Below are 23,127 nucleotides of genomic sequence, written 5' to 3' on the forward strand. Positions count from 1 at the left end.
TTTAATCAGCTGTGTTTAAGCGTTTTGTGCTGCAAATCGCCGCGCCACCTGGCCAGAACAGTCAAAAAATCCTTTTGGGCAGACATAAACTGGAAAAAACAGCTCGGAGGTGCCCATGAACGGTTTCGTAAAGACAGTCAATCAAACAGCCATTGACCAGCAAGAGCTCACCGAGTGGCGCGAAGCCCTGGACTCCCTGGTACGCCACGCAGGCCCCGAACGTGCGCGGGAGATCCTCGATATGCTGGCCGACGCCGGCAACACCCCGGCCATCGGCTGGAAGCCGCGCCATGGCACGCCCTACATCAACAGCATCAGCGTTGCCCAGCAGCCGCACTTTCCCGGCGACCTGGCCACCGAAGAGCGCCTGGCCTCGCTGGTGCGCTGGAACGCCCTGGCCATGGTGGTCCGCGCCAACCAGGCCTATGGCGAATTGGGTGGCCATATCGCCAGCTATGCCAGCGCGGCGGACCTGTTCGAGGTGGGCTTCAACCATTTTTTCCGTGCGCGCCACGACAACGTCGGCGGCGACCTGGTGTTCTACCAGCCGCATTCCGCGCCTGGTATTTACGCGCGGGCGTTTCTTGAAGGCCGCTTGAGCGAGCAGGACCTGGCCCACTATCGCCAGGAGCTGGGCGCCGTCAAGGCCGGTGCCCGTGGACTGTCCAGCTATCCGCACCCGTGGTTGATGCCGGACTTCTGGCAGTTCCCCACCGGCTCCATGGGGATTGGCCCGATCAGTTCGATTTTCCAGGCGCGCTTTATGCGTTACCTGCACCATCGTGGCTTGCAGGACACCACCGACCGCCACGTCTGGGGCGTGTTCGGCGACGGCGAGATGGATGAGCCGGAAAGCATGTCGGCCCTGACCCTGGCGGCCCGCGAAGGCCTGGACAACCTGACCTGGGTGGTCAACTGCAACCTGCAGCGCCTCGATGGCCCGGTGCGTGGCAATGGGCGGATCATTGACGAACTGGAGGCGCTGTTTGCCGGTGCTGGCTGGAACGTGATCAAGCTGGTCTGGGGTTCGGACTGGGACGCCTTGCTGGCCAAGGATGAGGATGGTGCGTTGGTACGCACCTTGTCCCAGACCGTGGACGGGCAGTTCCAGACCTTTGCCGCCAAGGACGGTGCCTATAACCGCGAGCACTTCTTCGGCCAGAGTGAGTCCCTGGCCGAACTGGTGGCCGGCTTGAGCGACGAGCAGATCGACCGTCTCAAGCGCGGCGGCCACGACATGCTGAAAATCCATGCGGCCTATCACGCCGCGCGGCGGGTCAAGGGGCGCCCCACGGTGATCCTGGCCCAGACCAAGAAAGGCTTTGGCATGGGCGAAGCCGGGCAGGGCAAGATGACCACCCACCAACAGAAAAAACTCGACCGTGATGCGCTGATCGCCTTTCGCAACCGCTTCCAGTTGCCCCTGAGCGACGAGCAGGCCGAATCCCTGAGCTTCTACAAACCCGCCGCCGACAGCGCAGAGATACGCTACCTGCACCAGCGTCGCGCCGCCCTCGGCGGCTATGTGCCCAGCCGCAGCCAGCACGCCGAGCCGGTGCCTGTGCCGCCGGTGAGTGGCTACGGCGGCTTCGCGACCCAGGCCGAAGGCAAGGAAATGTCCACTACCATGGCCTTTGTGCGCATGCTCAGCAATTTGCTCAAGGACAAGGCCCTGGGCCCGCGGATCGTGCCGATTGTCGCCGACGAGGCACGTACCTTCGGCATGGCCAACCTGTTCAAGCAGATCGGCATCTACTCCAGCGTCGGCCAGCGCTACGAGCCCGAGGACATCGGCTCGATCCTCAGCTATCGCGAAGCCACCGACGGGCAGATCCTTGAGGAAGGCATCAGCGAAGCCAGTGCTATCAGTTCCTGGGTCGCGGCGGCTACCAGTTACTCGGTGCATGGCTTGCGCATGCTGCCGTTCTACATCTACTACTCGATGTTCGGCTTCCAGCGCGTGGGCGATCTGATCTGGGCCGCCGCCGACCAGCGCGCCCGGGGCTTTTTGCTCGGCGCCACGGCAGGGCGGACCACCTTGGGCGGCGAGGGCTTGCAGCATCAGGACGGCAGCAGCCATCTGATGGCGGCGACCGTGCCCAACTGCCGCGCCTACGACCCGGCATTCGCCGGCGAATTTGCGGTGATTCTCGACCATGGCATGCGCCAGATGCTTGAGCACGATGTGGACGAGTTCTACTACGTGACCCTGATGAACGAAAACTACCCGCAGCCGAGCCTGCCCGAGGGCGTCGAGGCGGCGATCATCAAGGGCATGTACCGCCTCGATGGCAGCGCCGGGGCCAAGGTGCGCCTGCTCGGTTCCGGCACCCTGGTGCGCGAGGCCCAGGCCGCCGCGCAGTTGCTGGCAGACGATTGGCAGATCGCCAGCGAGGTGTTCAGCGTGACCAGCTTCAGCGAACTGGCCCGCGATGCGCGCGAGGTGGAGCGCTGGAACCGCCTGCATCCGCTACAAGAACCGCAGCGCAGCCACCTGGCGACCTGCCTGCCCGAGGGTGCGCCAGTGGTTGCAGTGTCGGACTACGTACGCGCCGTGCCACAGATGATCGGTTCCTACCTGGGTTCCAGCTACACCGTGCTGGGCACCGATGGCTTCGGGCGCAGCGACACCCGTGCGGCGTTGCGCGACTTCTTCGAGGTGGACCGCCACCACATCGTGCTTGCCGCGCTGGCCGCCCTGGTGGAGCAGGGCAGCCTGGAGGCGCAGGTGTGCCAGCAGGCGATTGAACGTTACGGCCTGCACACCGAGCGTGCGGCGTCGTGGACCCACTGACACCTCAAGGTATATGAGGACTCATTGTAGGAGCGGGCTTGCCCGCGATGGCGTAGTGTCAGTTGATGCATAGGTGACTGACCCACCGCCATCGCGGGCAAGCCCGCTCCCACACAAGCCCGCACACAGGGTTTGTGGTGTGCCTTAGAGAGTGGCTATCAACTGAGGCCCAAACGCCTCACGCAAAAAATCCGGCGCGATATAGCGCTGGTAATGCGCCTCCGATAGCAGGAAAAACTCCCGATCAATCGCATCACGCAAATCCGCCAGGTGCCGCTCACGAAACTCGGGCAGTAACACCAACCCGTACGCATCCAGCCGGGAAATCACCCGTGCGCCTCGGGCAATCAACTGATAGGCCCAGCAATACGGCGACTGGTGCGGCATAAAGCGGATCTTGCGCTCCTCCAGCTGTTGGCGCAGGCGCGCAGGATCAAACACCTCCAGCTTGCTGGCCATGACCTGCACCAGCAACTGTTCGAGGCGCAGCCAGACCGCTTGTTTTTCCTCGGTGCTGTAGCCGTTCCACTGAATGACTTCATGGTGATAGCGCTTGCAGCCACGGCACACCAGGTCGCCATACACGGTGGAACACAGGCCGACGCACGGCGTCTTGATGGTTTGATTGGACATAAAAACCGCGTCTTTCCTAATCCACTGCAAAAGGGTTCACGGGCGCTCCATGGCGCTGAACTGTTGGTTCAACCATTGATACAACTGGGTGACCGCCCGCGACATCTGCCCACGATGGGGGCAGGCGAAACTCAAGGGGTACACATCCCCGGCAATCTCTGGCAGCAGCACCACCAAGCGCTGCGCCTGGACATCGGCGTACACATCCAGCCAGGTCTTGTAGGCGATGCCTTCGCCGGCCACGGCCCAGCGCCGTACCACATCGGCGTCGTCGCTGAACAAGGGGCCCGCGACCTGCACGGTCTGCCCGCCCAACTCCCAGCGGTCATGCAGACGACTGTTTTGCAGGTACAGCAGGCACGGGTGGTGCGTCAGTTCGTCGGTGGACGCGGGGGCGCCGTGGCGCGCCACGTAGTCCGGCGAGGCCACCAGCACCCGGCGGTTCCAGGGCGCCAGGGGCAGGGCGATGTAGTTGGCGTCCTCGTTCCAGCCATAACGCAGGGCCACGTCCACCGGGTCGCGAAACAGGTTGGTGACCTGGTCCGACACCAAAAAGCGCAAGGTCAGTTCTGGATGCAGGCGGCGGAACTCGGTGAGCATCGGCAGCAGGATGTTGCGCCCCAGGTCCGACGGCGCGGCGATCTGCAACGTGCCCCGCAGCGGCGCGTCATCGCCGCGCAAGCGTTCGCGGCCCAGCTCCAACTGCTCCAGCACGCTGCGGGCGGTGGGCAGGTACTGTTCGCCTTCGGCGCTCAGGCGCAGGCTGCGGGTGGTGCGGGTAAACAGCCGTACTTCCAGCTCGCGTTCCAGGCGCTTGATCGCTGCCGCGACCTGGCCCGGCAACAGGTTGGCCTCCACCGCAGCGGCGGTGAAACTGCCCAGGGCGGCGCTGCGCAGGAACAGCCCGAGATCATCGATGCGGATCATTTTCACTCCAGAAATGAAAGTGTTGCTGCATTTTGTCGATTTTTCTTCGTCCTGGGAACGGTAAAAATGCACGCCATCGAGGGCCATCGTCCCTCATCACTCGTGAGTTCCCATGAAAGCAATCACCTTTACCGAACATGGCCTGCCCATCGACGACCCACGTTCGCTGATCGACGTGAACATCAACGCCCCCCAGCCAGGCCCTCGGGACCTGCTGGTGGAAGTGCAGGCTGTGGCGGTCAACCCGATCGATACCAAGGTGCGCGCTGGTACCTACGCCCAGGAATCGAAAATCCTCGGCTGGGATGCAGCGGGTATCGTGCGCCAGGTCGGTAGCGACGTGAGCTTGTTCAAGCCAGGCGATGCGGTGTACTACGCAGGTTCTTTGATCCGCGCAGGCAGCTACAGCGAATTCCAGGTGGTCGATGAGCGCATCGTTGGCCACCGGCCACGCACGCTGGACGCGGCCCACGCCGCTGCCTTGCCGCTGACTTCGATCACTGCCTGGGAGTTGCTGTTCGACCGCCTTGGTGTGACTGAAGGCGCAGGCGAGGGTGATGTGCTGTTGGTGGTCGGGGCCGGTGGTGGCGTGGGGTCGATCCTGGTGCAACTGGCCCGCCAACTCACCAAAATGACCGTGATCGGCACCGCCTCGCGCCCGGAGACCATCGAGTGGGTCCAGCGCATGGGCGCCCATCATGTGATCGACCATAGCCAGCCCATGCTGGCCCAGCTCCAGGCATTGGGGGTCGATGGGGTCAGCCATGTCGCCAGCCTCACCCATACCGAGGAGTACCTGGCGCAATTGGTCGAAGTGCTGCGCCCCCAAGGGCGGCTGGGGTTGATCGATGACCCGGACAGCCTGGACGTCATGCCGCTCAAGCTCAAATCCCTGTCCTTGCACTGGGAGCTGATGTTCACCCGCTCGCTGTTTGAAACGGCGGATATGATCCAGCAGCACCACCTGCTCAACCGGGTGGCGCAGTTGATCGACCAAGGCGTGTTGCACACCACTCTCGGTGCGCATTTTGGTGCGATCAACGCGGCCAACATGCGCAGCGCCCATGCCCTGGTGGAAAGCGGCCAGGCGCGGGGCAAGATTGTGCTTGAGGATTTCCAATGAACACCCTGATCAAAGCCCTGGGCTTATCGCTGTGCGTAATGCTCGCCGCATGCGCCAGCCAACCTACCAATGGAGTCGCCAGCATGAGCAAACCCCTGATATCCATCGCCGTACTCAAGGCCAAGCCGGGCCAGGAACAAGCGCTCAAGGCCGGCCTGCTGGCCTTGGTCGAGCCGACCCGCACCGAGCCAGGCAACCTGGATTACGTGCTGTTCGAACTGCGTGATGAGCCGGGCACGTTCTATATGCGTGAAGCGTTCAAGAACCAGGCGGCCCTCGATGCGCATTTTGCGATGCCGTACTTCCAGCGCTTTGCCGCCACGGCGGATGACTTGCTGCTGGAACCTCTGAAGCTGATCTTTCTTGAGCAAGTCTCCAACTGATGCGTGCGCCATCGCCGGCAAGCCGGCGATGGCCTGCGATCAATCCCAGCTCAACGCCCCACCGGTCTGATACTCGATCACCCGGGTCTCAAAGAAGTTCTTCTCTTTCTTCAAGTCCATGATCTCGCTCATCCACGGGAACGGGTTGGTGGTGCCTGGGTATTCTTCCTTCAAGCCGATCTGCGACAGACGACGGTTGGCGATGAACTTGAGGTAGTCCTCCATCATTGCCGCGTTCATGCCCAACACGCCGCGCGGCATGGTGTCGCGCGCGTATTCGATCTCCAGCTGGGTCCCTTGCAGGATCATCTGGGTCGCTTCTTCCTTCATCTCGGCATCCCACAGGTGTGGGTTTTCGATTTTGATCTGGTTGATCACGTCGATGCCGAAGTTCAGGTGCATCGACTCATCGCGCAGGATGTACTGGAACTGCTCGGCCACGCCGGTCATTTTGTTGCGTCGGCCCATGGACAGGATCTGGGTGAAGCCGCAATAGAAGAAGATGCCTTCCAGCACGCAGTAGTAGGCGACCAGGTTGCGCAGCAGTTCTTTGTCGGTATCGACGGTGCCGGTCTCGAATTTCGGATCGGAGATCGAACGCGTGTATTTCAGGCCCCAGGCGGCTTTTTTAGCGACCGACGGGATCTCGTGGTACATGTTGAAGATCTCGCCTTCATCCATGGCCAGCGATTCGATGCAGTACTGGTAGGCGTGGGTGTGGATCGCCTCTTCGAAGGCCTGGCGCAGGATGTACTGGCGGCACTCCGGGTTGGTGATCAGGCGGTACACGGCCAGCACCAGGTTGTTGGCGACCAGGGAATCGGCGGTGGAGAAGAAGCCCAGGTTGCGCATGACGATGCGACGTTCGTCGTCGGTCAGGCCTTCGGGGTTTTTCCACAGGGCGATGTCGGCGGTCATGTTGACCTCTTGCGGCATCCAGTGGTTGGCGCAGCCGTCGAGGTACTTCTGCCAGGCCCAGTCGTACTTGAAGGGCACGAGTTGGTTGAGGTCGGCGCGGCAGTTGATCATGCGTTTTTCGTCAACGGCGACACGGGCGGAGGCGCCTTCCAACTCGGCGAGGCCTTCGGCGACGTCGAGTTTGTCCAGGGCGGCCTTGGCGCGCACGATGGCGGCGGAGTCATTGGCGGTGACGGCGCGGGCCTCGATGGCGGCGGCGGCACCGGCACCGTCGAGGCGGTCCATGTTGGCTTCGGTGGCGTGGCCGGCGTTGGCGCCACGGATCACGGCTGCACCGGTGTCTTCGGTGTCGACTTCATCCCAACTCAGCATGAAATACTCCTTCCTGGTCTGTTCTGACGGTGTGTGAGGCCGTCCAAAAAACTTGATAGTTGCCGGCATCGCACACTATGTAGTGGTCGGCTGCGTGTGTGGGCACACTATATGGTGTGTAGGAAAGCTGGTCAACGCACAAGATGTGCGGTCTTCGGTCGCTGCCCGGCGCAAGATCAGCTATAACGCCTGGGTTTATTGGCCCTGCTCGGAAACTCAAAGGAATGAAAAATCTACTGATCCGCCCAGCCACCCAGGACGACGCCGAGAGCATCTTCCAGGTGCATAAAAACTCCGTCGAAAACCTGTGCACCGCCGACTATGGTGCCGAACAGATCGCCATGTGGCTTGATGGCCGCTCCCCTGAGACTTACCGCCCGGCCATCGCCGCCGGCAACCTGTGGCTGGCCTGCAGCGATGTGCTCCAGGGCTTCGTGGAGATCGAGGGTCTGGAAGTCAGCAAGTTGTTTATTCGTGGCGAGGCGGCCGGGCAGGGGGTGGGTAAGCGCCTGTTGGCCGAGGCTTTGCAGCAGATCGCCGCAGCCGGGCATACCAGCGCCTACCTGGAAGCGACCCTGACCGCCGAAAAATTCTACGCCGCGTGCGGTTTTCGCAAGATTGGCGAAGGCACCTTCAGCCGTGGCAACAGCCCGGTGTCTATCGAGATCATCAAGATGGCGCGCATTCTGTAGTGAGAGGCGCGCTGCATTTGGTAATACCTTGTGGTTTGCTCTCGGATTTGTCTGTCAGGGTGGTATTGCGTCTGGTGCTAGGTTTTATCACTCCAGGAGCCCTTCACATAAAAGGATATTGAATGAACAAAACCTGTTAGCTGGAGTGATTATGCACGTATCGTCCCTGCCCAATACCTTGTCGTTCATTAGACAAAATCAGTCCGCTCAAACCGCCCCTCCAACTTCCCATGAAGAACGTCGAGAACCATCACCGGGGCAACTGACGACGCAGAACGATGTGCCAGACAAGCGCCGCCTGCGTAGGGGAGTACCGGCGGCAGCTGTTCGCGAGACGGGCAGCGCAGATGATTTTTTTTCAAAAGTAGAAAGTGTCAAACAAAGCCAGGGCCGAGAGGCCTATATGCGAGGGTATAACTCACCGGGGTCCGTGCCGCTGCCGGCTGGTTATTCGGATTTGATGAGTAGTTCCGAGTTTTATAAAATGGCATTGCAGCCCGGGGTGACCGATGAGCAACTAGGCATGCTCAAGCACTTGGCCGAAAAGCGCACTATTATCAAAACACAAGAAAGGGTGATGGAGTTTTCGAACGTAGTTTCGGGTAAAGAAACTAAGTTGACACCCATGCCGCAAAGTTATTATCTGGCAATGATTAACCAATCGAGCGACGGAGAGTGTGCAGGCATATCGCACCTGCTGTCCTTGGCGACAAGGGAGGGCAAGGCTGATATTTTCCTGGGTAATATTTACCAGGCGCTGGCTTCTCCTGATACGCCTGAATCTCAAGCATTCTTTGCTGCAATTGCCAGGGCCCAGAAGTACGCCGGGTATGCCGACAAGGCTCATGATCCGGCCACTGACAGGCTCGGGTCTTACAAGTCAATCGTAGCGCAGCTCCTCAAAGCCCCAGCCCCGACGACGTTGATTATTTCCGCCAGTGGGCATCGTCTATCGGCAGGAGTGACGGCGGGAGCGGACGGTAAACGGACCTATTACTACGCCGACCCCAATATTGGCTTGGTCAGGTTTTCTTCTGCCAAGGCATTTGAAAGCGGAATGAAAAAAATCTTTACCGATCCAGATCTGAAAAAGTTAATTAGGCCATACAACAACGATCTGGATAATCCTAAATACAGGTTCAGCGTATTTAATCCAGAGCATGTCTCGGGAATTAGACCGACGTCCACGCGGATGCAACTGGCATATAATGCGCCCTTGGCCGATCTTGATACGATAAAAGTAGTTGATAGTGCGCACCTGCCTTCCTCGGCTGATTTTAGAAAACATGCAAGGCCTGTTGCGGGTATGGAAGCTGCGGTTTATCAAAATGTTCTGGAAAGCGTGGACAACATACATGCCAAGAAAGGTATGGCCCAGTATCACGCCACCTTCGATTCATTGAAAACCGTTCAGGGCTTTATAAAACAGTACCCCGGCTCCCCGTACATTGGCAGCATGCAGGGGCTTGAGCAAAAGTTGCTGCGCACCTTAGCCCAAGCAACCCCACCTCCCGGTTATCCGTACATCGACAAAGAGATGCAGCGCGATCGCCAGTTGTTTGCCACACACCAGGGGGGGACGCCTCTTGCCAGGATGGCTGCACCCGCTGTCATCAGCAATACGGGGGAAGTGCAGCGCCTTCAGGCCCTCGATGACAGCCAGGCGCCGATCCGTATCGGCACCCTGGATATCAGTCGCGTCGATCTTTACAAAATGGGCATCCATATCCACGGCAAGCCGATAGTTGCCCAGCCTGCAGGTGACCCGAATGGCAAGCTGTTGGCCAATAACCTGCAAATTGATTTTGCGCGTTTCAAGGCATGGTCTGGTTCCGGTGATGTTCGGTTCAGTGACCAGGCAACCAAGCTGTTCTTTGAAATTGCGATTCATCGTGATCCGTCCGCTGGACCGCTGATCCCCAGTACCGAAGTTTCGAAGGTGCCTGACAACTTCGAAAAGCAGATGCAGCAAGTGCACAAGATTTCGGCTCAGATTCAAGAGATGGTTCGCACTAAACAAGCGATGCCTGCGAATTTCTTTGATGCAGGTGGGGTGGACAAGTTTGGAAAAACGCGGGCTGCGGGCTTGGGTTTCCAGGCATTCAGTACATTCCAGGGGCTGCGCAGCGCGATAGAGTCTTTTCACAATGGAGACGTGACCCAAGGCAGTATCAGTTTAGGTGCAGTGGCTGCCCAGTACGGGGGCGACGCGATTGGGGCTTCGCTCAACAAGTTGGGGCAAAGTGTCATTCATAAGGCTGCGCCTTCGATCATGGGATTTAAAGCGTCGAGTGTTGGGCAACTGATTGGCAAAGTCGGCACCGGGGCGGGTGCGGCGGTCAGCGTGCCGTTTGATATCTACAGTGCTGTCGATTCCTTTAAAAAGGCCAGTAAGAGCAGCGGTGCTCAAGCCCAGGACCATTATGTTGACGGTGCTTTCGCGGTGGCCAACGCCGCGACCTCGGTAACGTTGGGCGCCGCATTCATGATGGGGGCGGCGTCGGCTGGGCCGGTGGGCCTGGTCGTGGCCGGGACGCTCATGATGAGCCAGATGATTTACCACTCCGTGCGCAGCGTGGAAGACCTGGATAAGGTCACGCCGCTTTCGGGCGAACAAAAGGCCGTCACCGGTGTGAGGGCGTTCCTGGGTCTGGAGCCTGGATTCGATGTGCTCAAGCCTTACCTGCAGACCCAATACACCCACGAAATCGATGAGCAACGCCAAGCTCGCTATAAAGCGTTCCTGAGCGGTGATGCAAAGAACACCTTCGAGCGGGTGGTCTACGGCTCGTCGCAGGTTGAGGTCAAGCAAGTGGACGGCAAAGTCCCACTGACGCCAAGAGTCTGGTTTTCGCCGGTCACCTGGCTGCTGAATCTGATTCCAGTACCCGGCAGGGTCCCGTCGGTGGCGGTTCGTGATGGCACTGACCGGGTAGGCGTGGATGAAAGCTATTCATCATTTAACGGCAAACCGGTCAAACAGGTTGAAGGCGAGTTGGGTGATGGAAAAGCCACGTTATGGGACCTGGGTGGTGGTGATGATTATGTAAGAGGGGTGGAAAACAAACCCAACGTCTTCTTGCTAGGTACCGGCAAGAAGGTGGTCAGTGGCGGGCGCGCTGATGACACGGTGGTCATGAATGCCGATGCACGCCAGACACTGGAGCGGGCGCGTGAGGTCGAGAAAACGGGAAACAAAGACTTCAGTCCCCGGCAAATATCCCTGGAGGGTGGCGAGGGACGTAACACCCTGGTTTTTTCTGGAGAATTAAGTTCGCCACGCGACGATGTTGGAAAGAAAGAAAGTGTCAGCTACGTAGGGCATGTCATTAATCTGAAAGACCATACCGTCTCGGTAAAAACTGAAAAATCCAACACCGAGGGGGTGAAAAAAATCGCCAGTGTGCAGAACTTTTCCAATGTCACCACGGTGAAGAACGGCGAAAGTTATGTTCAAGGTGATGATCAGAATAATTTGCTGACCCTCAATGGCCGCGAGGACATTGCCCGCACAGGCAAGGGGGCCGATGTCGTGGTGATCAATGGGGGGGCCAGGGTGGTCGCTGAAGGCGGCAGCAATACGTACATCATCAATAAGGGGTCAGGCAGTGTTCACATAGAAGACCTGCAGGGCAGTACCGTTCAACTGGACTACACCGACGCCCAAATCTCGGACTGGCAGGTGACGCCCGCGGGGGATCTGAAGGTGACCTTGGACGGCGGCACTGCCGAGCAACGCCGGTCCGTCGAGTTCAAGGGGGCCTTTTCCAATGACCCGAAAGACCAAGGCAAGTCACGGCCAGTATTCATCACCAGCGATGGGGTGATGATGAGTGTCATTGACCCGCGCAAGCCGGGATCATCCACAGGCACGCCACAGATCCAGCGCCTGAAGGTTGCGGCGGGCTGACCTCAGTGGCCTGTCAGCTCCTCCAGCAGTTGCCGCTTGTGCTGTTGCAACACCGCTGAAGCACGATCCCGTGGATGGGGCAGGTCGACACGGATCTCGTGCTTGATCCGCCCCGGATGGGCGTCCATCACAATCACCCGGTCGCCCAGGTACAGTGCTTCTTCGATGTCATGGGTGACCATCAGCACCGTGCAGCGCTGCTGCACCCAGATGCGCTGCAGTTCCCGTTGCAGGTGCACGCGGGTCAGGGCGTCGAGGGCGCCGAGCGGTTCATCCAGCAGCAGGACCTTGGGCTTGTTGATCAGCGCCCGGGCAATCGCGGCGCGTTGCGCCATGCCGCCGGACAACTGATGGGGGTACGCATTCTCGAAACCGCTGAGGTTGACCAGGGCGATGTGCTCGGCCACCTGGCGGTTTTTCTCGGCCTGGGGCAGGTCATGGTTTTTCAGGGCCAGGGCGATGTTCTGGCTGACGGTCATCCACGGGAACAACCGGTGGTCCTGGAACACGATGCCGCGCTCCAGGCTGGTGGCCGCGATGCGTTTGCCATCGAGCAGGATATCGCCCTCGTACTCGGCCTCCAGGCCGACAATCAGGCGCAGCAAGGTGGATTTGCCGCAGCCACTGGCGCCGACGATGCTGACGAACTCGCCGGGTTGCACGTCGAGGTGAATATTGTGCAGCACCGGCAACGAGCGGCCTTCGATCCGGTAGGCCTTGTTCAGGCCGCGAATCTGCAAGGCGCCGGTTTGCAGGTGCTGGTGTAAGGCGTGGTGAGCGATTGCATTCATGTCAGGGCCTTTCAACGAAGGTGGCGCCAGCGCAGCAGGTGGCGCACGAGGCGGTTAAACAACAGGGTCATGAGGTAGCCGAGCAGGCCGATGCACAACACGCAGAGCACGATGACTTCCATGCGTGAGCCGGCCTCGGCATTCATCATCAAGTTGCCCAGGCCCGCTGCGGAAGACAGGAATAACTCGCTGCCAATCGTCGTGACCCAGGCAAAGGCCAGGGCGTGCAAAACGCCGGTCGCGATGCTCGGCAGCGCGGCCGGCAGCAGCACCTGGGTGAAGCGCTGCACGGGGCTCAGCACCAGCACCAGGCCCACTTCGCGGTAACGCTGCTCGACATGGGTAAAGCCCTGCCAGGTGTTCAGCACCATCGGGTAAAACGCGGCCAGGCTGACGATCAGCACCTTGGAGAACTCGCCATTGCCGAACCACATGGCAATGAGCGGGATCCAGCCAAGCATCGGCACCTGGCGAATGCTATGGAACAGCGGCCCGATCAAGCGGTTGGCCACGCTGGACAACGCCATCAGCACCCCCAACGCCACGCCGAACACAATGCCCAGGGCCAGGCCGCTGCTGGTGCGCGCCAGGCTCGCCAGCAGGTTGACCAGCAACTCGCCGTTGCCGAGCATATCCAGCAAGGCCGTGCCAATCGCCGACAGCGGCACGAACGCATAGGCACCGGCCGCGCCCTGGCGCGAGGCGTATTCCCAGGCAAGGATCAGCAGGAGCGGGAGCAACAGGCCGCGGGACTTTTTCAACAGGTTCGTCATAGAGGGCTCCTAGCGCGTCTGCCAGCGAAACAGGCGCTGTTCGATATGGCGCAACAGGTAGTCGATGGCAAAGCCGATCACGCCGGTGACCACCACCCCGACCATCACAATGTCGATGCGCAGCATCTGCCGGGCCATCTCGATCATCTGCCCCAGGCCGCTGTCGGCCGCCAGCAACTCGGTGGCCACCAGCACCACCCAGGCGCGGGTCAGGCTGATGCGAAAACCGGTGATGATCGGCGGCGCGGCGGCGGGCAGGGCCACCAGGCGCACAAAGCTCGGCCAGCGCAGGCGGTACACGTCGGCGACCTCGAAGTAGCTGCGCGGGATGCCCTTGACCCCTTCGCCGGCCGCCAGGGCCACCGGGAAAAACGCGGTCTTGGCCACGATGATGATCTTGAAGGTTTCATCGATGCCAAACAGCAGCACGAACATCGGAATCAAGGCGATGCTGGGGATCTGGCGCAGGGTATGGAACAGCGGCCCGCAATAAGCCTCGACGGTTTTCGACAAAGCCATCAACACGCCAAAGCCCAGGCCACACAGCGAGCCGATAGCAAAGCCAATGCCCAGCCGTGACAGGCTGTTGCCCAGGTGTTCCTGCAACTCGCCGCTGGCCAGCAGATCGGCAAAGGTCTGCAGCACCTGCGCGGGCGGCACCAGCAGGTTGCGCGGGAACAGCCCCAGGTGCGCGACCCATGCCCACACCGCCAGCAAGGCCAGGGGGGAGATCAGCCAGGTAAGAGGGTTCAGTAAGTGATTCAGGCGCATGGCAGGTCTTATTTCAGCGAAGTACCCAGCCACCATCGCAAGACATGTGCCATAAACCCGTAAACCCTTTAGGAGCCCGGCTTGCCGGCGATGGCGCCCTTCTGCCATGCACAGGGCATGAGGCCGCAATCGCCGGCAAGCCGGCTCCGACAGGGGGAAATGGTGGTTGGGTGCTGCTGTGGCAACACCCGTTCAGCAGTCGCGTCTAGAAGTCGTAACTCACGCTGGTGTAGTAGAACGCGCCCTGGGCACCTTCTGGGCTGGTGATCGAGTAGATCGGCACGCCGTACAACTGCGCGCCATCGGCCTTGTCCGGGTGGCTGTCGAACAGGTTGATCGCGCCTACCGAGACCTTCAGGCCCTTGTCGAAGGTGTACGACAGGTCCACGTCCGTGACCCACTGCGGGCTGTAGGTCTGGTCCAGGCTGGGGTTGGTGGCATTGCGGCTGATCCATTGGCCATAGCGGCGTTGGGCAACCGTCAGGCCCCAGTTCTCATACAGCCAGTTGGCGCTCAGGGTCAGTTTGGTTTCTGGCGTGCCTTCTTCGATCAGGCCCTGGGTGTTGCGCCCGACAATCTGCGATCCCTTGATATTGCCCACGTCGCGCAACGCCGTGATTGTGGTGCGGTTCTTCGCAAAGCCGCTGCTCAGGTTCAGGCGCCCCCATTGCTGCAGGTTCCACTGATAGTTGCCGGTCAGCTCGATGCCATCGGTGCGTGTATCGGCGACGTTGGTGTAGAACGCCGCGCTCTGGATATTGGCGTAGGGCGTGCCGGCAAAGATCGGCGTGACCACCGCAGACGGCAGTTGGTCGGAGAGGGTGATGCGGTTGTCGATATTGATCCGGTACGCATCCACCGTCACCGAGGCGTTGTCCAGCGGGCGCCATACCAGGCCCAGGGAGTAGTTGGTGGACTCCTCGGGCTTGAGTGCCTTGCCGCCCAGCAACCGCGCTTCCTGGCTGTCGGCGCGCAGGGTGCGTTGCTGCACTTCCACATAGTTGCCGCTGCCGGGCGGCTGTTCCACCACCTGCACGCTGAACGACGACATGCCGCTCTGCACCAGCGACGGCGCGCGGTAGCCGGTGCTGGCGGTGGCGCGCGCGGCGATCTGTGGGGTGAAGTCGTAGCGCAGCGACAGCTTGCCGTTGGTGGTGTCGCCGAAGTCCGAATAGTGCTCGGTACGCACTGCCACCCCGGCCTGGAATTTCTCGGTGACCTGACCTTCGACATCGATATAGGCGCCCAGCACCTTGCGCTCCAGGGACGCGGCATCGACCTGGGTGATGCCCGAGTAATACCCAGGGATGCGGCGCCCGGTGATCGGGTCGACCGTGTTGAACAGCGGCCCGTTCTGCCAGCCCGCCGCATCACCGGCACTCAGTTGGTAGTTCTCCTTGCGCCAGGCCAGGCCGGCGGACAGGGTCAGCGGCTTGAAGAGCAGGTCGGTGGGGAAGTCGCGCACCCAGTCCAGGGTCAGGTTGGTCTGCTCGTTTTCGCGCTGGCCGGTGTAGATATTCGACGGGCTGTTGGTGCCCCAACTGGGGTTGATCGCATTGCGATCGGTGGATTCGAGCGTGTTGTTACCGTGGTTCAGCGCCAGGTCGAACTTGCCCAGTTGCTCGTGCTCGTAGCGCAGGCCGCCGGTCACCGCATAGTCCTGCAGGCTGTAGCGCGTCACCGGCAGGCGCCCGTCGGGGTAACGCTGCAACGCGGTACTGCCGTAGTTGCTGCGCAGGGTGGTCGGCGGGTCGAAGAAACCTTCGGCGTCGGTGTTCTTGTGGGCGTAGGTGGCAAACCCATAGGCGGTCAGGCCGTCGCCGACGCCGATCTCACTGTTGGCCACGAAGTTGTACTGGTCGGAGACATTGCCCGAGCCCCAGCGCCAGGTGCGGTAGCGGTTGTTCTGTTCCCGGGGCGTGTTGATGCTGGTGGAGCCTTGGTAGAAGATCCGGTTGTCGGGGTTGGTGTCGCTGGCCGGATCCTGGCTGCCGGCGTCGAAGCTCAGGGTCAGGAAACCGTCGTTGGGCAGGCTGAAGCCTTTCCAGCCGCTGAGTTTGCGCTGGATACCATCGCCCTTGTCATAGCCGCCAAAACGGTAGCCGACGTTGCCGCCGTCGTCGTTTTCCTTGAGCACGATATTGATCACCCCGGCGATGGCATCCGAGCCGTATTGCGCCGCCGCGCCGTCACGCAGGATCTCCACGCGCTGGATCGCACTCAGGGGGATCAGGCTCAAATCCACCGCCGCTGCGCCCCGGCCATTGACCAGGCTTTGGCGGGTGATATTGGCGCTGCTGTGGCGGCGCTTGCCGTTGACCAGCACCAGCACCTGGTCCGACGCCAGGCCGCGCAGCGATGCGCCTTGGGCGATAGAGCCGGCGAAGGCACCCTGGGGTGACTGCGGGAAATTGAACGACGGCGACAGGGCGGTCAGCGCGCCAGACAGGTCGCTGGCGCCGGTCTCTTGCAGTTGCTCGCCGGACAGCACATCCACCGGCGCGGCGCTTTGCAGGGCGGTCAGGTCGCTGCGGCGGGTGCCCAGTACCACCACGGTGTCGAGGTGGTCGGTCTTGGCCGTGGGTTGGATTGGTGCGGCAATGGCGGGCACGGCAAGGCTGCCCAGGACCAGCGCGATGGCGCCGGCCAGTGGAGTGTGCTGGAACATAAACGTATTCCTTTCAAACAAGGCTGGCCCTCCAAACAATGCAGATCACCTGTAGGAGCCCGGCAAGCCTGCGATGGCGAGCTCAAGGACGCTATCGCAGGCAAGCCGGGCTCCTACAGTGGGTCTGTGTTGTTTGGGAGAGGGGCTTGGGCTTAGAAACGGCTGGTCACGCTCACGCCCACGGTGCGCGGGTCGCCGTAGGTGATCACGTACTGCCCCAGTCCACCGTTTGGCCGGCCATGCACCTGGTAGCGGCGGTCAGTGAGGTTGTTGACGAAGCCGGTGACGCTGAGTTTTTCATCGGCGCTGTACCAGCTCAGGCGGCTATTGACCAGGGTGTAGTGGGGTTGGCTGAGGGTCTTGTCGGCGCTGCTCTGGCGGTCGGCGAGGAAGTATTCCTTGTCGCGGAAACTGGCGTCGGCCCCGGCCACCAACTTGCCGCCGATCTGCAGCGCGATGGTGTAGTCGCCACCCACCGACACCACATTGCGCGGCGAGCGCACAAAGCTGTTGCCGCTGTAGTCACCGGTGACCGCGCCGGTGTTGGGGTTGGTGTTCTTGAAGTCGGTGTATTCGGTATCGAGGAACGACACCGCCGCCCGCAGGTGCAGGGAGTCGGTGGGCTGGCCTTCCAGTTCCAGCTCGGCGCCCTTGACCTTGCCTTTGGCGCCATTGGTCAGGGCCGTGGTCAGCACGCCGTTGTTGACTGTCAGCAGGTTGACCTGAATATCCGAATAGTCGTAGTAGAAAATGTTCGCGTTGGCGGTCAGGCGGCGGTTGAACCACTCGGACTTGACCCCGAACTCATAGGCGTCGAGTTGTTCCGGGTCCACCGTGGTCAACTGCGCCAGGCTGGTGGACAGCCCGGTGTTGAAACCACCGGAACGGAAGCCGTGGGCATAGCGAAAGAACACCCGTACGTTGTCATTGATCCGGTATTCGGGCGTGACATCGTAGGTCCAGGCTTCCCAGGTCTTGTTCTCCTGGCGGCTGCCATTGGTGCCGCTGCCGGCCAAGGGCACCAGCGGGCCGTTGGCGGTATTGCGGGTCAGTTGGGTGAGGTTCAGATCGATGTCTTTCTTTTCCTGGGTCCAGCGCAGGCCGCCGGTCACGGTGAAGTTGTCGGTGAGGTCGTAGGTCAGGTTGCCAAACAGCGCGTAGCTGTTGGTCTTGTGGTCGTAATTGAGATCCCGCAGGTCGGTCGCGCCATTGATCTGGTTGGAACCGGTGCCATTGGGCGTCGGGCCGGGGGCAATGAAACGTCCGCCGCTGCTGTCCAGGTCTTCGTGGAAGTAGTGCGCACCGGCCAGCCAGCGCAAGGTTTCCTGCTGCGGCGAGGCCAGGCGGATTTCCTGGGAATACTGGGTGTATTTGTTATCGCTGGTGGACGTGCCGTTGACCTCATAGGGCGTGTAGTCGGCATCGCTGCTGGACTGGCCGCGAATGTAGTCATAGGCGCTGATGGAGGTGAGGGTGTAGTCGCCCAGGTGCCAATTGAGGGTCAGGGACGTGCCGTCATGGTTGAGCTTGGAATCGTCCTTGACGTTGAGCGCGATATTACGGCCTTCGGGGCGCTGGTAGCCGACGTTGTAGTAGCGGCCCAGGGTCAGCGCCCCGTTGGAACCGTCGCCCTTGAACTCGCGGCTGTGGATCTTCAGCAGCGCGTCCAGGTCCGGGTTGAGCTGGGCAAGGAACTGCAGGCGCACGGCCTTTTTGTTGACGTCGCCGTAGGTGTGATCGTCCACCAGGTTTTTCTGGAAGCCGTCGCGCTCCTCGGAGTACAGCGAGATCCGCGCGGCGAGTTTTTCGTCCACCAGCGCGCCGCCAAGGGCGCCGCTGAGGATCCTTTCATTCTTGCTGCCAAAGCCGATGGTGCCGAAACCGTCAGTGTCGAACGCGGGTTTTTTCGAAATGATATTCACCGCGCCCGCCGTGGTGTTCTTGCCATACAGGGTGCCCTGGGGCCCGCGCAGGATCTCGATGCGCTCCAGGTCAAACAGCGGGCCGCCGCCGGCAATCGGCGCGTTGAGGTAAACGTCATCGGCATAAATGCCCACTGGGTACACCGTGGCCGCCCCGGTGTCGCCGGTGCCCAGGCCGCGGATGTACCAGCGTGGGCGGCCGTCGCCGTCGGGGTTCTTCGCCGAGGCGTTGGGAATGAAAGTGGTGATGTCGCCCATCGAGCGCACGCCGTCGGCCACGATGCTGGTGCCCTGGACCGCCGACACGGCCACCGGCACCTCTTGCAAGGTCTGCTCCCGGTGTTGCGCGGTGACGGTGACGGTCTTGAGTGCCGGCTCGTTTTCAGTGTCGGCTGCCAGCACGTAATCGCTGCCAGTGAACAGCAATGCGAGCCACAAGCCCTTGGTGATTGGATTAAGTTTGTGCATGTAAATCTCCCCCGGAAAAGTGTCCTTGAAGGGGCTAGAGCAGAGATCGTGCCAATCCCGATACGTGTATTTATGTTATTGATATTTAAGGATAAAAAGTTTTTGTTTGGACGTGATTAAACGCGGCGAATCCGGGCTGTCGAGGATCCAGCAAAAACTGCGTGGCCAGTGCTGCTGGAGCAGCACAGAAAGTGCTGCGTGGCCAACACTGTAGGAGCCGGCTTGCCGGCGATGGCGCCCTTGAAAGCACTGCATCACTCAGGGGCGTCATCGCCGGCAAGCCGGCTCCTACAGGGGTTGAGGGGGTCAGACTGCGACGCGGGAGGTGGAGCCGATGACTTTTTCCAGCACGCTGAAGTCGATCCAGTCGCGCACATCGAAATGCCGTGGGATGAAGTGCCAGCGATGCAGGAAATCGGTGAAGTCCTGCAAGGCCTCGATCGAGCGGGAGTCCAGGGTGGTGCGCAGCCGCCGATGGGCATCCTCGCCATAGGCCGCCGTCACCCAGTACTCGCTGGTGTTCAGCTCCTGGGCGAGAAAGCGCCGGGTCTCGTCGGGATTGGCCCAGGCCCATTGCTCGGTGCGCAATACCGTATCGACAATCTTCACGCTGGCATCGAAATGCTCGTGCAGCAGGTGGGTATCTACCGTCAGCGTACGCGGCGTGCCGTTGTTGCTGCGGATCAACGGGTCAGGGTGGGAGCCGGTATCGACCACCACATGCAAGCCGAACTCATTGGCCAGGTGTACGGCGTGGGCGCCCTTGAGGAAAATCGCATCGATATCGCCGCGCAGCAGGCCGATCAGCTCGTTGTTGCGCCGGCTGAAGCGGCTCACCCCGAGGCTGGCCGGGGTGCCGTACACGTACTGGGTCTGGTTGTCGCTGTAGGTGCCGCCGTAGGGATAGTCCACCAACTCCACATCCGCCACGTTCAGGCCTTCGAGCTTGAGCGCGTTTTCCAGGCCGCGCAGGGCCTGGGCGCGGGTGAAGTCGATCTGCACGTTGGCCCACTTGGGCAGGCCGAAGCGCCGGTTTTTCAAGTCGCGCACGCTTCTCACGCCGCTTTCGGCGGTGGTCAGGATCAACTGCACCTCATCGCTCCACGACAGCCCCAGCACACGGGTCTGGACCCCGCTGGAGTAGGCCCAGATGGCCGGGATATTGCCGCCGTGGCGCACCGAGTTCTTCAGGTGGTGGTCGTAGTGGGCTTCGCGTACTTCGCGCTCGGTGGACTCGCGCAGGGATTGGATATTGGTGCCAAATGGCTGGAAGGCTTCGGCCAGTCGCCCGGACTGCACCGCAATGCCAAGCCCGGTGGGCACCGGGCTGTGGGTGTACCAGAGAGTATCGAGTGGTTTGCTCATAAAGGTCTTCGTTCAAATCCCTATGCCCTGTAGGAACCCGGCAAGCCGGGCTCCTACAACGATGTCAGGTGGTTGAGGGGCCGCGCATCGATCCAGGCGCGCACATCAAAGCTGTTGGGGATAAAGCGCCAGCGGTGCAGGAACTGCACAAAGTCCTGCAGCGCGGCAATCGCCTGTTCATCCAGGGCCGTATGCAGCCGCAGGTGGGCATCCTCGCCATAGGCGGCGGTGACCCAGTATTCGCTGCTGTTGGTTTCCCGGGCCAGGTAGCGCCGTGTTTCTTGCGGGTGGGTGTGGGCCCATTGCTCGGCGCGCAATACCGAATCGAGGATACCGGTGGCCACATCCAGGTGGTTGTCCAACAGGTTCAGGTCCACCGCCAGGGTGCGCGGCGTGCCGTTGTTGCTGCGGATCAGCGGGTCCGGGTGCGAACCGGTGTCGATCACCGTGTGCAGGCCAAAGTCATGGGCGTGCTGGGCGGCGCTGGCGCCCTTGAGAAAGATCGCATCCACCTCGCCGCGCAGCAGGCCGATCAACTCCAGGTTGCGTTCGGCCAGCGGCGCAGAGACCTGCGTGCCGGCGATGTTGCGCACCGGGCTGTCGCTGAAAGTGCCGCCATACCGGAAGTTCACCAGCTTCACATCGCCGACCTGCAAGCCTTCCAGCGACAGGGCATTTTCCAGGCCGCGCAAGGCCTGGGCGCGGGTGAAATCGATCTGCGCGCCGGACCAGTCGGGCAGGCCGAAAGTGCGGCCCTTGAGGTCCTTGACCGTTTGGATGCCGCTGCCCCGGCGGGTCAGGATCAATTGCACTTCATCGGCCCAGGACAAGCCGATTACCCGGGTCTCGCGGCCCTGGGCACGGGCCCAGATCGCCGGGATATTGCCGCCATGGCGCACCGAGTTGCGCAAGCTGTGATCAAAGTGCGACTCGCGCACGGCCTGGTCGTTGGACTCGCGCAGCGACTGCACCTCGGCGCCCAGGGCGCCGACGGTCTCTTGCAGCCAGCCTTTTTGCACGGCAATCCCCAGCCCGGTGGGCACCGGGCAGCGGGTGTACCAGAGGGTATCGAGGTGTTGGCTCATTCAGGGTCTCCCGCAGCAGTCAGGCGCTGGCGCGCAAAGGTTGGGTGGCGGCCTGTCGATGCACCAGCGGCAAGACTTCCTGGCCAATGCGCAGGGCCTCTTCCAGGTGCGGGTTGCCGGCGAGGATAAAGGTCGAGAACCCGGCGTCGCGGTACTCCACCAGGCGCTCGGCAATGTTCTCGTGACTGCCCACCAGGCCCACGGTGGGCCCCGGCTTGGCCTTGGCAAACCCGGCCCACAGGTTGGGGCCGATGATCAGGTCGTCGAAGCGGTCGACATTCTGGTGATAGGCCGTCTGGCGCGCCGCACCCACCGAATCCGAACCGTTGGTGAAACCTTTGGCGAGCACGCTGCCCTGGCCTTCGAGTTTGTCGAACTGGCGGCGCAGGTCTTTCCAGGCCAGCTCTTCGGTCTCCCGGGCAAACAGGTCGACCCGCAGGCCGAAGCGCACGCTGCGCCCCTGTTTGTCGGCCAACTCACGCACCCGCTCGATATGCGGCTTGAGCTTGTCGATGGGCTCGGCCCAATTGAGGTACACATCGGCATGCCTGGCGGCCACGTCCAGAGCGGCATCGGAGAACCCGGAAAAGTACACCCCCGGTTTGCGCTCATGGTGCAGGCCAGGGGGCAGGGCGCCGTTTTCCAACTGGTAGATATCACCGTCATAGGAGAACTTTTCCTGCTCCCACAGGCCCTGGATGATGTCGAGGAACTCCCCGGTACGTTTGTAGCGCAGGTCGTGTTCGAGGAAATCCCCATTGGCCCGCTGACTGGCCGGGTTGCCACCGGTGATGATGTTCCAGTCCAGGCGGCCCCGGCTCAGGTTCTGCAGGATCGCTGCTTGCTGCGCGGCGTAGGCGGGCAGGGTCCAGGTGGCCTGGAAGGCAATCAGGAACTTGATACGCCGGGTTTCCCGGGCCAGCGCGGCCGCGACGATCCATGGCTCGGGCCCGGTGGGCAGCAATGCCCCTTCGAAGCCGGCCAACTCGGCGGCCTTGGCCACCTGGGCGATGTAGTCGATGTAGGTGAAACCGTCCGGCTCGCCATTGGGCAAGCGCCCCGGGGCGATATGGCCGGGGCGGTATTGCGCATTGCCCCGGTTGTGTTTGTCAGTGGTCAACTGCGGACCATCGGTGCCCAGCGGCAGGCGCCAGAAAAATTCAGTGCTCATGGGTGCTCCTGATTCAGTCATGCAAGGTGCGAGGACCTGTTGCAGCAGCGAGTGCAACGGCCATGCCATGGCGGCTGCGGCCCCTGCGGGCGGGGGGATGCCTGCGGATGGGGGGCAGGAGCGATGTGGGGATTGCGTCTGTAGCAACACCTGAGCAGCAGTGGCTGTTCAGCGGGCAGCACAAAACTTTTGTCGGCGCTGGCTTGCCAGCGATGGCGGTGTATCAGTCGACACAGGTATTGACTGGGCCGCCGCCATCGCCGGCAAGCCGGCTCCTACAGGGGCACGTACGTCTCGACAATCAATACCCGACCAAAACCATCGGCATTTCTTGATCGCCATCAAGCAGCTTTTACCCCCC

General features: G+C 61.5%; 16 protein-coding genes. 5 read left to right on the plus strand and 11 right to left on the minus strand.

Going from position 1 to position 23,127, the window contains the following annotated elements; genetic code table 11:
- The first annotated feature begins 115 nt into the window (after nucleotides 1-115).
- The gene (gene mdeB, locus ACO77H_RS12840; protein WP_432755632.1) at nucleotides 116-2,794 is read left to right on the plus strand and encodes an alpha-ketoglutarate dehydrogenase; all 2,679 of its coding nucleotides are present in this window, start codon (nucleotides 116-118) and stop codon (nucleotides 2,792-2,794) included.
- Between the two features lie 144 nt (nucleotides 2,795-2,938).
- Here the strand turns inward: mdeB and ACO77H_RS12845 are convergent, their stop codons facing one another.
- On the minus strand, nucleotides 2,939-3,427 hold the full coding sequence (locus tag ACO77H_RS12845; protein ID WP_172314947.1) for a DUF1289 domain-containing protein: 489 nt from the start codon (nucleotides 3,425-3,427) through the stop codon (nucleotides 2,939-2,941).
- A 36-nt stretch (nucleotides 3,428-3,463) separates the two neighbouring features.
- A complete protein-coding gene (locus ACO77H_RS12850; RefSeq protein WP_170043230.1) occupies nucleotides 3,464-4,354 on the minus strand; it encodes a LysR family transcriptional regulator in 891 nt (296 codons plus the stop codon).
- Between the two features lie 112 nt (nucleotides 4,355-4,466).
- On the opposite strand from ACO77H_RS12850, the gene ACO77H_RS12855 reads away from it, so the two are divergent.
- Together ACO77H_RS12855 and ACO77H_RS12860 are read left to right on the plus strand one after the other, a co-directional pair.
- Nucleotides 4,467-5,477, plus strand: a complete 1,011-nt coding sequence (locus ACO77H_RS12855) for a zinc-binding alcohol dehydrogenase family protein (protein ID WP_432755633.1) — start codon at nucleotides 4,467-4,469, stop codon at nucleotides 5,475-5,477.
- A gap of 83 nt (nucleotides 5,478-5,560) precedes the next feature.
- Nucleotides 5,561-5,860: a putative quinol monooxygenase gene (locus tag ACO77H_RS12860; RefSeq protein ID WP_169957065.1), complete on the plus strand. Its 300-nt coding sequence runs from the start codon at nucleotides 5,561-5,563 to the stop codon at nucleotides 5,858-5,860.
- Nucleotides 5,861-5,899: 39 nt separating this feature from the next.
- Here ACO77H_RS12860 and ACO77H_RS12865 read toward each other — a convergent pair whose 3' ends face one another.
- Complete coding sequence (locus ACO77H_RS12865; protein WP_169955302.1) at nucleotides 5,900-7,150, minus strand: ribonucleotide-diphosphate reductase subunit beta; 1,251 nt, start codon at nucleotides 7,148-7,150, stop codon at nucleotides 5,900-5,902.
- Between the two features lie 224 nt (nucleotides 7,151-7,374).
- Here ACO77H_RS12865 and ACO77H_RS12870 point away from each other — a divergent pair, with 224 nt between their 5' ends.
- Nucleotides 7,375-7,842, plus strand: a complete 468-nt coding sequence (locus ACO77H_RS12870) for a GNAT family N-acetyltransferase (RefSeq protein WP_169955301.1) — start codon at nucleotides 7,375-7,377, stop codon at nucleotides 7,840-7,842.
- Nucleotides 7,843-7,993: 151 nt separating this feature from the next.
- Nucleotides 7,994-11,752, plus strand: a complete 3,759-nt coding sequence (locus ACO77H_RS12875; RefSeq protein WP_432755634.1) for a hypothetical protein — start codon at nucleotides 7,994-7,996, stop codon at nucleotides 11,750-11,752.
- A gap of 2 nt (nucleotides 11,753-11,754) precedes the next feature.
- Here the strand turns inward: ACO77H_RS12875 and ACO77H_RS12880 are convergent, their stop codons facing one another.
- The 8 genes from ACO77H_RS12880 to ACO77H_RS12915 form a co-directional block, all read right to left on the minus strand.
- On the minus strand, nucleotides 11,755-12,543 hold the full coding sequence (locus ACO77H_RS12880; protein WP_169955299.1) for an ABC transporter ATP-binding protein: 789 nt from the start codon (nucleotides 12,541-12,543) through the stop codon (nucleotides 11,755-11,757).
- An 11-nt stretch (nucleotides 12,544-12,554) separates the two neighbouring features.
- Nucleotides 12,555-13,316 carry an ABC transporter permease gene (locus ACO77H_RS12885; protein ID WP_432755635.1) on the minus strand — a complete coding sequence of 254 codons (762 nt, stop codon included), beginning with the start codon at nucleotides 13,314-13,316 and terminating at the stop codon, nucleotides 12,555-12,557.
- A 9-nt stretch (nucleotides 13,317-13,325) separates the two neighbouring features.
- The gene (locus tag ACO77H_RS12890) at nucleotides 13,326-14,087 is read right to left on the minus strand and encodes an ABC transporter permease (RefSeq protein WP_169955297.1); all 762 of its coding nucleotides are present in this window, start codon (nucleotides 14,085-14,087) and stop codon (nucleotides 13,326-13,328) included.
- Nucleotides 14,088-14,292: 205 nt separating this feature from the next.
- A complete protein-coding gene (locus ACO77H_RS12895; RefSeq protein WP_172314838.1) occupies nucleotides 14,293-16,755 on the minus strand; it encodes a TonB-dependent receptor plug domain-containing protein in 2,463 nt (820 codons plus the stop codon).
- Nucleotides 16,756-16,907: 152 nt separating this feature from the next.
- A complete protein-coding gene (locus ACO77H_RS12900; RefSeq protein ID WP_170041588.1) occupies nucleotides 16,908-19,145 on the minus strand; it encodes a TonB-dependent receptor in 2,238 nt (745 codons plus the stop codon).
- A 306-nt stretch (nucleotides 19,146-19,451) separates the two neighbouring features.
- Nucleotides 19,452-20,510 carry an ABC transporter substrate-binding protein gene (locus ACO77H_RS12905; protein WP_169955294.1) on the minus strand — a complete coding sequence of 353 codons (1,059 nt, stop codon included), beginning with the start codon at nucleotides 20,508-20,510 and terminating at the stop codon, nucleotides 19,452-19,454.
- Nucleotides 20,511-20,563: 53 nt separating this feature from the next.
- Nucleotides 20,564-21,595 carry an ABC transporter substrate-binding protein gene (locus ACO77H_RS12910; RefSeq protein ID WP_172314834.1) on the minus strand — a complete coding sequence of 344 codons (1,032 nt, stop codon included), beginning with the start codon at nucleotides 21,593-21,595 and terminating at the stop codon, nucleotides 20,564-20,566.
- Between the two features lie 19 nt (nucleotides 21,596-21,614).
- A complete protein-coding gene (locus ACO77H_RS12915; protein WP_169955292.1) occupies nucleotides 21,615-22,766 on the minus strand; it encodes an LLM class flavin-dependent oxidoreductase in 1,152 nt (383 codons plus the stop codon).
- Between the last annotated feature and the right edge of the window lie 361 nt (nucleotides 22,767-23,127).

The organism is Pseudomonas sp. WMBT8 (assembly GCF_050916005.1).
Taxonomy (GTDB): Bacteria; Pseudomonadota; Gammaproteobacteria; order Pseudomonadales; family Pseudomonadaceae; genus Aquipseudomonas.